Origin of the sequence: Pseudomonas taetrolens, from assembly GCF_900475285.1 — a bacterium.
In the GTDB taxonomy this organism is placed as follows: domain Bacteria; phylum Pseudomonadota; class Gammaproteobacteria; order Pseudomonadales; family Pseudomonadaceae; genus Aquipseudomonas; species Aquipseudomonas taetrolens.
On the sequence record NZ_LS483370.1, the window covers coordinates 971,373 to 983,527 of the forward strand.

Annotated in this window: 7 protein-coding genes and 1 pseudogene; 2 read left to right on the forward strand and 6 right to left on the reverse strand. The window is 57.8% G+C overall.

Annotation, left to right across the window (positions count from 1 at the left end):
* Positions 1 to 57: 57 nt before the first annotated feature.
* The 3 genes from DQN55_RS04725 to DQN55_RS04735 form a co-directional block, all read right to left on the reverse strand.
* The gene (locus tag DQN55_RS04725) at positions 58 to 2,472 is read right to left on the reverse strand and encodes a glucose/quinate/shikimate family membrane-bound PQQ-dependent dehydrogenase (RefSeq protein ID WP_048378064.1); all 2,415 of its coding nucleotides are present in this window, start codon (positions 2,470 to 2,472) and stop codon (positions 58 to 60) included.
* 119 nt (positions 2,473 to 2,591) lie between these two features.
* On the reverse strand, positions 2,592 to 3,929 hold the full coding sequence (locus DQN55_RS04730; RefSeq protein WP_048378451.1) for a carbohydrate porin: 1,338 nt from the start codon (positions 3,927 to 3,929) through the stop codon (positions 2,592 to 2,594).
* A gap of 324 nt (positions 3,930 to 4,253) precedes the next feature.
* Positions 4,254 to 6,290 carry a TonB-dependent receptor gene (locus DQN55_RS04735; protein WP_048378063.1) on the reverse strand — a complete coding sequence of 679 codons (2,037 nt, stop codon included), beginning with the start codon at positions 6,288 to 6,290 and terminating at the stop codon, positions 4,254 to 4,256.
* A 210-nt stretch (positions 6,291 to 6,500) separates the two neighbouring features.
* Here DQN55_RS04735 and DQN55_RS04740 point away from each other — a divergent pair, with 210 nt between their 5' ends.
* Together DQN55_RS04740 and DQN55_RS04745 are read left to right on the forward strand one after the other, a co-directional pair.
* Positions 6,501 to 6,731: a VF530 family protein gene (locus DQN55_RS04740; RefSeq protein ID WP_048378062.1), complete on the forward strand. Its 231-nt coding sequence runs from the start codon at positions 6,501 to 6,503 to the stop codon at positions 6,729 to 6,731.
* Between the two features lie 7 nt (positions 6,732 to 6,738).
* Positions 6,739 to 7,413 (forward strand): Pr6Pr family membrane protein, encoded by a 675-nt coding sequence (locus DQN55_RS04745; protein WP_048378061.1) that lies wholly within the window; start codon positions 6,739 to 6,741, stop codon positions 7,411 to 7,413.
* 113 nt (positions 7,414 to 7,526) lie between these two features.
* On the opposite strand, the gene DQN55_RS04750 is transcribed toward DQN55_RS04745, so the two are convergent.
* The 3 genes and pseudogenes from DQN55_RS04750 to DQN55_RS04760 form a co-directional block, all read right to left on the reverse strand.
* Positions 7,527 to 8,312, reverse strand: coding sequence for a siderophore-interacting protein (locus DQN55_RS04750; RefSeq protein ID WP_048378060.1), 786 nt, complete (start codon positions 8,310 to 8,312; stop codon positions 7,527 to 7,529).
* A complete protein-coding gene (locus DQN55_RS04755; RefSeq protein ID WP_048378059.1) occupies positions 8,309 to 8,884 on the reverse strand; it encodes a PadR family transcriptional regulator in 576 nt (191 codons plus the stop codon). The genes DQN55_RS04750 and DQN55_RS04755 overlap by 4 nt, the downstream gene beginning before the upstream one ends.
* A gap of 111 nt (positions 8,885 to 8,995) precedes the next feature.
* A pseudogene (locus tag DQN55_RS04760) lies at positions 8,996 to 12,105 on the reverse strand (transglycosylase domain-containing protein).
* Positions 12,106 to 12,155 lie beyond the last annotated feature (50 nt).

The window sequence follows — 12,155 nt, forward strand, 5'->3', positions numbered from 1 at the left end:
TACAAAAAAAGGCGGCTATCTCTCGATAGCCGCCTTTTCTGCAACGGGCTGTGATGCTTAGTCAGCCAGTTTGAACGCCATTACATAGTCACCTTTTTTGGTGCCCAGACCGCCATGACCGCCAGCCATGACCAGCACATATTGAGTGCCGTCCTTACCGGTGTAGGTCATTGGGGTGGTCTGGCCGCCAGCAGGCAGACGACCTTCCCACAGTACTTTGCCGTTGCTCACGTCGTAAGCACGCAGGTACTGGTCAAGGGTGCCGCTCAGGAAGGCAACACCACCTGCGGTGGTGAAGGTGCCGCCCAGGCTTGGGACGCCCATCGACAATGGAATTGGAACCGGCGAGCTGTCACGCACGGTGCCGTTTTTGTGTTTCCAGATCACGTTGTTGTTGGTCAGGTCGACCGCTGCAACATAACCCCACGCCGGCGCCTGACAAGGCAGGCCCAGTGGCGACAGCAGAGGCTCAAGGATCACGCCGTAAGGTGCGCCTTTGTTCGGTTGAACACCGGAGGTTTCGCCTTTGCGCGGGCCCATTGCAGCCACATCGGCCTGTGGAACCAGCTTGGAGGTGAAGGCCATGTAGCTCGGGTTCAGGAATGCAATCTGACGAACCGGGTCAACCGAGATGCCGCCCCAGTCGAACACGCCGAAGTTACCTGGATACACAATCGAACCTTGCAGCGATGGCGGAGTGTACATGCCGTCGTAACGCAGGGATTTGAAGTTGATCCGGCACAGCATCTGATCGAAAGGTGTTACACCCCACATGTCACGTTCGGTCAGGACCGGCGGGATCATGTTCAGGTCTGAACGAGGTTGAGTCGGTGCCGTATGGTCGCCTTCTACAGCGCCACCCGGAACCGGGATTTCGTGGATCGGTACGATGTCTTCACCGGTGTTGCGGTCCAGAACGTAGATGCTGCCCTGTTTGGTGGAAGCCAACAGAGCCTTTTTCACGCCATCAGCCGTTTTCAGGTCCATCAGAGTTGGTTGACCACCCACGTCCATGTCCCACAGGTCATGGTGAGTGAGCGGACGGTACCAACGGACTTTACCGGTCTTGATGTCCAGAGCCGTGATGCCTGCGGCATAACGCTCGGAATCTTCGGTACGGTCGCCGCCATATTGGTCTGGCGTCTGGTTGCCCATCGGCAGGTACAGCATGCCGAGGTCTTCGTCGACGGCAAACATCGACCACATGTTAGGCGAGTTACGAGTGTAGGTCTGGCCTTCGGTAATCGGCGTGGTGTCTTCCGGATTGCCGCTGTCCCAGTTCCACACCAGCTTGCCGGTACGTACGTCGTACGCACGGATCACGCCCGATGGTTCGTCGGTGGAGATGTTGTCGGTCACGTGGCCGCCAATCACAACCAGATCTTTGGTCACGGCAGGTGGCGAGGTGGAGTAGTAGCCACCGGGAGCAAAGTTGCCGATGTTGTGACGCAGATCAACTGCACCATTGGTGCCGAAGTCTTCACACACTTTGCCAGTGTCGGCGTTCAGTGCGATCAGGCGGGTGTCGGCAGTCGGCAGGAACAGGCGGCGTGGGCACGAGTTGCTCGAAGTGGCAGCAGGCTCGGCAGCGCTTTGTTCGGTGCTGGCTTTGGCGTAGGTGTTTTCGTCGTGATAAGTCACGCCGCGGCAGGTCATGTGCGCCCAGCCTTTGAAGTTTTCAGCGTTCTGAGTGCTGATCTTCGGGTCGTAGCGCCAGATTTCCTTGCCGCTGTCCGGGTCAAGAGCAATGACCTGGCTGTGCGGAGTACACACGTACAGCATGCCATTGACTTTCAGCGGGGTATTTTCGGCCGTTGTTTCGCCGGGATCGCCATCATTCGGAATGTCACCGGTACGGAATGTCCAGGCTGGAACCAGCTTGTGGGCATTTTCCGGAGTGATTTCCTTCAGCGGCGAGTAACGGTCACCATAAGCGGTACGACCGTAGGACTGCCAGTCACCATCGGGCATTGCCGGTGCGGTGTTGGTCATGTCAGGTACGGCATCACGGTCCAGCTGGCCTTTGATTTCACCCGGGCTGGTGAACTGGCTGGCCAATGCAGCCAGGCCGGCCAATACCACGGCAACGCTCAGCGCGCCGGTAGCAACCGGTGCCGGTTGACCGCGCAGAACCGGACGACGGAACCATGGCAGCAACAGCACAATACCGATGGCAAACCACAGGGCCAGACGCGGCACCAGCTGCCACCAGTCCAGGCCGACTTCTACCAGGGCCCAGACAGTGCTGGCGAACAACACCAGTGCGTACAGGCCCAGAGCGGCGCGACGTCCAGCTATCAGCAAGGCGCCCGATAGCCCGAAGCCAATACCGGCCAGCAGGTAATACATCGACCCGCCGAGTGTGACCAGCTTGATACCCCCGGCCAACATGGCCAGGCCCATTAGCAGCAGCAAGATACCGAGGAGGCTCGGTAGCAAGCGACTGCGACTGAAAGCACCATCAGTGCTCATAGTGTGGTTCTCCGTTACGTTAAAGGTGTACCCGCGAATGCTTGTCGTAATGACGGGCCGACGCGGGAATGAATCAACTGAAAAAAGTGTTTTGCTTCAAGTGGGCTACCGTTCGTTCATCAGAACGAACTCTGGATCTTCAGGCCGCCGATCAGAGCGTCATCCAGCTTGCTGACACCACCCGGATGACGGATGTACTGCAGGTTCGGTCGAACGGTTAACCAGTTTGTGACATGGACGCTGTAGTACAGTTCAGCGCTGTACTCCGTATCCTGAGGTGGCAGGTAATCCGGGTTGTCAAAGTCGTAGATTGCACGTGCCTGATTGGTGGCCTGTGCATTTTTTCGGTACGCCGGATTCACGTGAACACGTGCCATTGCAAAGCCGATGTCGTCCTTGGCCCGGGCATCGAACACACCTTTGTAGACGATGCCTGCCTGGATATAGTTATCGACGGCATTGGTTTTTTTGTCGTGCATCGTGGCATTGGCGAACACACTCAACCCCCTCGACTGATCGCTGGCGCGGGTAGTGAGCTGCTGTTGCACGCCCAGCCACATCCCATGTTTGCTCGAACTGCTGCGGTAAGCCTCGCCGCTCAGTGCTGCCGGCTGACCATTGGCATCTTTGTAAACATCGGTTGCCTTGGCATTACTGTAGTAGTAACCCGCACGATACTCCCCTGGCAGGCCATTAATTTTTGGCGTCCATACCAGTTCAATCGGCATGACCGCGCCTTGGGTACCGCTGCCGCTGAGCTTGAAACCATTGCCGCGGTCCAGGTTGGACGGGTTTTGCTCATAGGCTCCGACCTGTGCGTACAGTTCAGGCGTGAGGTGATATTTGACGCGCAATGCCCACTGGCTGACGGGCCAGTTGTACCAAATGCTGCCGGCCCAGTTGCCAACCTGCGAGCCGCAGAACGCCAGGTTCTGGAAGTCGCACGGGAAGCTGTTGAAGTCTTCGCCTTGACCGAAACGGCCGACTTTGATGTCGAGTTTGCGGTCGAGAAACTTTTGCTGGTACCACATCTGGGTCAGACGCGTAGTTTGACCACGGCCCCAGACTTCCTGAGCCGAGGTGAATCCGCCGACACGCGGGTCATTGATACGGTCATTGCTGATGTTGTTGCCGCTGCGGTGAGTCACCGTCAGTTGAAACTCAGCATCTTCCCAGCCCAAAATCTTCTGCAGGTCCAGGTGCGTCCCCAGGCCGAACTGATCGCTGTAGCGCGCGGTACGGTCGTGGTCATAGCCGCCATGCAGGTTGGAGCCTACTTCGCCCACGTAGTCGAGCGAGAAGCTATAGCCTTGTTTTTCCAGCTCGGTACGGGTACCGCCCCAATCGCCTAGCATCCACTTGGAGTCGCTATCGAAAGCGGGGGTCGCCTGCACACAGGCAGCAAAGCCCATAACGGTCAGACCGCCAATCAGGCCCAGGGTTTTTTGCCCGGCCATAGGGCACAGCGCGCGGGGTTTGCGCAAAATCAAGAAGTTGGACATAGGTCGAGGTGCGAGTCTTTATAGGTATGAGTGTGTCGTGGGTAGCGCTGTCTTGATAGACAGGACTGATCCTTCAAGAGTTAAGGGGCGGTATGAAACGTTTCAGCCCTTAATGTGGAAATGATAAAGGCAGGAAACGTTTAGAAACAGCACTTTAAATGACATGGATCATTTCGGAATCGGTAACAGTGGGCTGCGACCCTTCGTCTCAGTGGTTTTTTGTCTCAGACAGTGCGGGCTCCAAAGCGGGGGGAGCCCTTGTGCTGTCTGGCCTGCAGCTTAGAAGGTGGTGCGTAGCCCTACCTCTATTCCTCGTCCCGGCGCTGGTGCGATGTCGCGCAAAATTGAGCTGGCATAACGCACGGTCTGGTTGGTCAGGTTGTCGCCTTTGACGAATGCCAGCCACTGGCTACTGCCGAGATCAAAATGGTATCCGGCGCTTGCGCCCAACGTGGTGTAGCCATCAGTACCTGTTTCGTTTTCCGGAACTCTGCCTTGATTGCTGGCGTGCTCGACGTCTATTCGTGCCTGCCAGCGATCCCGCTCCCATAGCAAACCGCTGCTCAGGCGCAGGGGCGCGATCCGTGGCAGCGGCTCGCCGGTGTCGAGATTGGTGGCTCGGGTGTAGTCGCCTGACAGTTCAAGTGCGAACTTGCCGTATGCACTTTCGCCAAGCTGCCAGAGATCCTTGGCTTCAAAGCCGGTGAAGCGTGCTCTGACCCCGGAATAGGTGTATTCGGGGATACCGTCGGCGTCAGGTTCTCCTTCGTCGTTAAGTGTGCGACCAGTTCCCAGCAGACCGATGTAATTGGAAAAATGGCTGTAAAACACGCCGACACTGCCTTTGTGGGTGCCATTATCAAAACGCAGTGCCAGATCGCTGGACATGGCTTTTTCTTTCGAAAGGTTGGCATTGCCCACTTCATAAGTGCCCGTGGCGACATGAGCGCCGTTGGCGTAGAGCTCGTAGAACGTAGGGGCGCGTTCGGTATAGCCCAGCGTGGCAGCCACCGACCAGATGGGCGTCAGCGTGAAAACTGCGCCGGATGAGAGGCTGCCAGTGGTAAAGCGATTGGAGCGGTCGGCTGCGTTAAAGCGCTCATTGCCCTTGGCGTCCGGGTCGACCACCGTATGTTCCAGCCGCCCGCCCAGGCTGAGCGAGAGACGCTCGGTGGCCTGCAGCTCTTCGAGAATAAACAGCGCGCCGCTGTTGGTATCGGTCTGAGGCACGAAGGCCTCTTCACCCAGTGCTGAAAATTCATTGCGATTAATTTGCGCGCCGACCACCCCGTTCAGGGCTCCGAAAGGGACATGACGTGCTTCAACACGGGCCTCATAGCCCTTGTTCTTGAACACAGTACCGATCTCGCCCCCTTCTATTTCGCGGTGTTCATAGTCGGTATAGCCCGCGTCGAATTTCAACGAGGTGAACGGACCTTGCAGGTTGCGCAGTTCGGAGGCAAAGGCGTAGTGATCCTGCTTCATGCGGATGCGTACATCCTGCTCGGCTGGTGAACCGTAATTAGCGTCATACGTGCTGTAGGACAGACCCGCATAACCATCGTCCCAGGTGTAGGAGCCGCCCACCGCGCCGCCATCCTGACGACCATTGCTATTACCCAAGCGTCCTTTTTTACCGTCACCGTCTTCGCTTTCCGGAGCATGACGACTGCGCGCTTCTCCGGGGATTTTCAGGTCGCTGAATGTGCGGGAGTTAGCGTCCAGATGCAGGGCGAAGCGCCCATCACCGGCTTCGAGTTTGCCTGCGCCGCTGCGGGTCGTGGCAGCTCCCCCGTAGCGCAGCTCTCCGGCGCCCTGAATGCCTTCAATGGCCTCGGTGGGGATGCGGTTGTCGAAGGTATTGACCACGCCGCCAATGGCATTACCGCCGTACAGAAGCGCGGCCGGGCCACGAACGATTTCAATGCGCTCGACAGTGACCGGATCCAGTGGCACCGCGTGATCGTAGGACAGCGACGAGGCATCCAGCGCGCCAACACCGTTACGCAGAACACGAATGCGATCGCCGTCCAGCCCGCGAATGATGGGACGGCTGGCGCCCGGGCCGAAGTAGGACGAAGACACCCCGGGTTGTTTATTCAGGGTCTCACCCAAGCTGCCTTGCTGCTGCAAGGTCAGGTCATCCCCTTCCAGTACCGTGGTCGGTGAGGCGAGCTGGATGCTCCCCAAGGGATTGCCGGTAATAACTTGGGGTTGCAACTCCAGCGCGTAGACCGGAGAGGAGATCAGCAGTGCGGTGGCCAGCGGCGTCAGGCGCAGGCGACGCACGTGACGGGGGAGAGCGGGGGATGACATTGCAGGTTCCTTGGCAGAGAGGGGGCGTTCAACGCAGGTTATGATATTAACTGTTGTTACAATATAACATCTCTTTTGTGATCGCCGAGCGGAACTTTTTTGCCAGTCATCAGCCATAGCTAAACTCAGTCGCGGGCGAATGCGCTTCCCCCTGAGCAAGTGCTCGGCTATGGTGCGCGGCTTTCCCTCTCTTGCTTAAAAAGGCTCGGCATGACTGAACCCAATAACAACCCATTGCATGGCGTGACGCTGGAACAGATCCTCACGGCGCTGGTAGCGCATTACGAATGGGAAGGGCTGGCTGAGCGTATCGATATACGCTGCTTCAAGAGTGACCCGAGCATAAAGTCGAGCCTGACGTTTTTGCGCAAAACGCCGTGGGCACGGGAAAAGGTCGAGAAGCTCTACGTGAAGTACGCCCGCACCAAACGCGAGCGTTGACCCGTTCATGAGTCCTCGGTGGGGGAGATGGAGCACTGCGCAAAAGCAGCGGCTGTTTACCCTGATGGCATTACTGGGATGGGGCGGGCTGGCTATTCAGCTTTATCTGATATTGCTTGGCCGCTGGATGTCGGACGCCAGTTTGCTGGGCGGCCTGGTGAATTATTTCAGTTTTTTCACCATCCTCACCAACATACTGGCCGCGGCTGTTCTGACCTGCGCTGCGGACCATCGTGAGTCCACAAAGTGTCAGGCGTTTTTTTTGCAGCCGTGGGTCAGTAGCGGCATTACCGTCAGCATTATCGTTGTCGGAGTGGCTTACAACGTGCTGCTGCGTCAGCTCTGGCAACCTCAAGGGATGCAATGGCTGGCGAATGAGTTACTGCACAATGTCATGCCTGTCCTGTTTACGTTGTATTGGTGGTTTTTTGTCCCCAAGGGCTTGCTGCGATTGAGGCATATCGGATTATGGGTGCTGTATCCGATCCTGTACTTCGCCTGCATTTTGTTGCGTGGAGATCTGCTGGGCTTTTACCCGTATCCGTTTATTGATGTCGACAACCTGGGTTATGTGCAGGCCTGTATCAATGCCAGCGGGATCCTGGCGGGTTTTGTAGGGATGGCGTTGGTCGCGGTGGGCCTGGATCGGTTGTCCGGGGGCAGGGCCCGGCCTCAGGCGTAGCGGTAGCCACGTTGCACTCAAAATTTTGTTGTCGCCGCCTGCGGCAGCGACAACAAGGCCATTCATAGCAGTGGAGTGCGCTGCACACTTTAAAGCTTTTTCGTGAGGAGGACTTACGCCTCAGCGCTGTCATCCAGGCGCCAGTAACCTACCGCCTTGACGAACGCTTCGCTCAATCCATGACGGTCGAGCAATACTTTGCGCACCTTGCGTGACAGTGCACTCTCCGTTGCGACCCAGGCGTATAGCGTGCCTTCGGGCAGCGACAGCTGTTCAACCGTCTCAAGCAGCGTGTGCGCCGGTGCATTGCGCTGGACCCACGTCACGTCGACGGTAGCGGCACTGCACAAGGCTTGTTCTTCAGCTGCATCCTGCACCTCGACCACGACCTGAACACGGCGATTGGCGGGCAACTCTTCCAGGCGGCGAGCGATGGCCGGTAAAGCGGTTTCGTCACCAATCAACAGGTAACTGTCGAAGATATCCGGTACCACCATCGACCCGCGCGGGCCGCCGATGTGCAGGCACTGGCCAGGCTTGGCCTGAGCCGCCCAAGTGGCGGCGGGGCCATCACCATGCAATACAAAGTCGATGTCCAGCTCAAGGGTGTTCAGGTCATAGCGGCGCGGTGTGTAGTCACGCATCGGCGGCATCGCCTGGTTTTTCAAGCCGGCGCTTAATTCGAGCGTGTCCAGCATCGCCTGCTCTTCGGCGTTCTGCGGGAAGAAGAGTTTTACGTGATCATCGCTGCCCAAGCTGATAAAGCCCGCCAACTCCGGGCCACCCACAGTGATGCGTCGCATGCGCGGGGTCAGCTCGACCACCCGTAGCACTTCGAGTTTGCGGCGCTTTATTTCATGCATGACCCGGTGAATGGTCGGGGCGTTGGCAGTATTCATTCGGGATTCTCCTGCGCAGACCGGGCCGTGACAGGCCCCTCGACGATGGCTTTGGCGGTGCTGTTGAGCAAGTCGCTGACCCGCGCTATCTCAACCGCATTCCAGCGACCGTGATGCATTTGCAAGGCATGGCGCAGGTTGTGTACCGCTTCATGAATTTCAGCGGGGCGATCATGGCCACGCAGGGAGCGTTTGCTGACGTCAATCCGTGTGCGCACGCCGTTCAGGGCAATGGCTTGATCAGTCAGAGACTGGCGACCTGCATCGGTGACGGTATAGCGTTTTTTCCCGCCTTCAGCGTCACCCTGGATCAGTTCACTCTCTTCAAGAAAGGTCAGGGTCGGGTAGATAACGCCCGGACTCGGGCTGTAAGCACCGTCAAACATGCCTTCGATCTGGCGGATCAAGTCATAGCCATGGCAAGGCTGCTCGGCGATCAGTGCCAGCAGCAGTAATTTCAAATCACCAGGGGCGAAGACCCTGGGCCCGCGCCCGCCGCGTTCGCGCCCGGGACGATTTTCAAAGCCGTCTTGGCCGACACCCTGTGTTTTGTGGTGATGATGCTCTCTCATATCTCTTGCTCCTATTTTCGATAAGATAGAACTTAAGATATATCTTAATAGGCTGCAAACGCAGCAGACGAACGGTAATGATTCTCATCATTGACCGTTTTGCCTTCACGCTTATTTCGCGGCGGTGTTCGCTTGAAGCGGGGGATGGCACAACGTATGGGTGCCGGGTTGCAGATAAGGCGTGAGAATGGGCGCCATGCCCTTGAGCACTTGCACAGGCAGCGCGGAGGTGAACTTGAAGGTTTCGGCCGAGCGTCCCGGGACGAATGCGGTCAGGGTGCCAAAATGATGTTCGCCGATGTAGAACACGAACGTGGCGGTGCGGTTGATTGACTTGGAACTGATCAGGCGCCCGCCCGCGCCAAGGCTTTCGATCCGGTTATCGCCGGTGCCTGTTTTGCCTCCCATGGCCAGAGGCGAACCGTCTTTCAGGGTGAAACTGCCTGAAACCCGGCGTGCGGTACCGGCATCCACCACTTGCGACAGGGCTTCACGCAGGGCCGTGGCGACTTCGCTGGGCATCACACGCTCGCCTTTGTCGGGGTCATTGATCAAGCGTGTCTCATAGGGCGTATCTGCGGCGAAATGCAGGGTATCGATGCGTAAGACCGGCAAGCGCACGCCATCGTTAAGAATGATCCCCATCAACTCCGACAGGGCAGCAGGGCGATCTCCGGAGCTGCCCAGCGCGGTCGCGAGCGAGGGTACCAGGTGATCGAACGGGTACCCGACTTTTTGCCAGCGCTGATGGATATCCAGAAACGCTTCGATTTCCAGCATGGTGCGGATACGACTGTCACGTGCGCTCTTGTGCCGACTCTTAAACAGCCAGCTGTACACTTCCTGACGCTCGAACTGACTGGCGGCAACCGCCTGCTGGAAAGTGGCTTGGGGATTGTTCAGTAAATAACCCAGCAACCACAGATCCAAGGGGTGGACCTTGGCTATGTAGCCTTGGTCGGGCAGGTCGTAAGCCCCGGGGCCATAGCTCTGATAGAGCCTGTCGAGACGATCATCGGGGACTTTCGCGCTGCCCAGGTGTGAGCGCACGAAGGTGTTGAATGTAGCTTGATCGGCGCTGGGGAACAGATAGCGGTGCACCGCTGACATACGAATGGCTGTGGGACGCATGCTGTCCAGAAAAGTATCCAGTCGGGCCTGGGAGTCCTTGCCTTTGTACTTTTCCAGAACTTGAGCATATAGGTCGTCCCTTCGCGGTCGGCGAAGCGACTGAGGTATTCCTGACGCAAAGGGTTGCGATCGTCCTTGAGCAGGTCGGCATTATTGCTCGGTGCTTGATAAATGGTGTAACGCACCACGTCACGCATCAGGCGTACGAAGGGCAGGTTGATCGACTCTCGGATGGCATCGCGCAAAGTTGGGCTGCGGCCGTTGTCCTGATGACGGAAGTTGTTAAAGCGATGCATGCCGCCGCCGGTAAAGAATCCTTCGGCAGGGCTGGCGGAATATTTGCGATCGAGTGCCGCAGCAAGCATGTTGGCGAGGCTCGAACCGGGGGTTTGGATCAGGTAGGCCAGTGCCCATTTAGTTAGCGGGTCTTGATCGCTGATCTGGATTTTTCTCAGTTGGGCGCTGGACTGGTTGCCGTAGCGCTCGTGCAGTTCGGCAATGATTTGCAGGTACGAAGTCATGACCCGCAGTTTGGCAGTCGACCCCAGCTCCAGTTTGCTGCCTTCATTGATGTCGAAGGGTTGGTCGGTGTTGTCGGTTTGCACCCGGGCTCGCGCGCCGTCCGGTGTGAGCTCGAACAAGGTGAAGCTGTAACGCACCTGAGCGGTGCTGCCTGGCGTCAGCAAGCGTTCGCCGAGCAATCCCAGCTTGCCGGCAAACACCGGGTCTGCCAGTTGGCGCAAATAATTGCTGACCTGCTGCTGCAGCTCAGTCTGCAGCGTACTGGTGGCCGTCAGATCGAGGCGATCGAGGTCGTAAAATGAGCGCTTGAGCAAGGACGAAAGTCGGCTTCGGGCGACGCTGATGCCCTTGTTGGTTTCGATGGGTTGAATGGTCGGCGCCACTCGCCAGTCGCGATAGGTCACGCGGCTTGCCAGCGCTGCGGCGGTCAGGGCCGGGTCGATGACATTGTTCTGCGCCAGCAGGCGGATGTGGCTGTCTGTCAGTTGCGCCAACTCCTCGCGGCCCTTGGCCAGATAATGCGACGGCCGCCTCTGGGCGATCATCAGCGAAAGCACTTCGCGCAATGCCAGGCCTCGTTGCGCCAGGCTTTCAGGGTCTGTAGCGGTGCTGGCCAGTTGTTGATTGACCTGATTGAAGTCGGCGCCGTACCACACGCGCAAGCCCTCAGCCATGCCGTGTACCTCACCGTGACCGGGCACCGCCGACAGAGGCACGCTGTTGAGGTAGTCACGTACGATTTTTTGCCGTACAGGCAGGGTTTGTGGGCCATCCTGATAAGCACGCACGCTGGCCGATATCATCTGGCGCAACTTTTCGCTGCCCGATCCCGTCAAACCGTCTGGCGAGTGGCGATATTTTTCAAGCTGGGTGGCCAACGTGCTGCCGCCCGCAGACTGTCCAGGCAAATGCAACAGCTTGGCCACTTGCGAGTAGGCGGCCATGGCAAAGCGCGGCCAGTCGACAGCCGGGTTCGCCTGAGGCTGTTTCGGGTCAAGCAGGTCTCTGTTTTCAATGAACAGTAGGCTGTGAACCACCAGCGGCGGGATGTCCGCAAAGCTCGAATACAGCTGCTGCGGATAGTGATATTGATAGAGCGGTACCGCAGCGCAATCAGTGATTGAGAGTCCTGCCTGAATTTTTTCTGCATAGGGTACGAAAAACCCCTTTTCGGTATAGCTCAGCAGTTCAGGCGAAAAACGGGCTTGCTCGGCAATGATGTAGCCACGTTTGAGCAGCCGAGGCAGGAAATCGTCTATCGCGCTATAGCCCAAACGTTTATCAAAGGGGCCTTCGCCGGGGTAAAGCATCGAGTCGGAGGGGCCGGGCTGCATCGAGTAGCTCAGTGAACTGGCAAAGCGACTGAACTCTTTGGCCTGCAGTTTTGAGGTGCGTGTTTCCTTGGCGACCGCAAGTCCCAGAGCGACCAGTGCGATCACCGCGATTAACCAGAACATGCGCCAGCCATAGCGCTTGCCCCCTGGCTTTTGCGGCGGGGGCGGGGTATCCGCCAATGTCGTTTCAGGCACCGCTGTTCTACTCGAATTGGAATGCCACAGTGCGCCCATAGTTACCTGATCCACGTACGCATATTGGATGCGCTTGAGTGAAGCGTAGA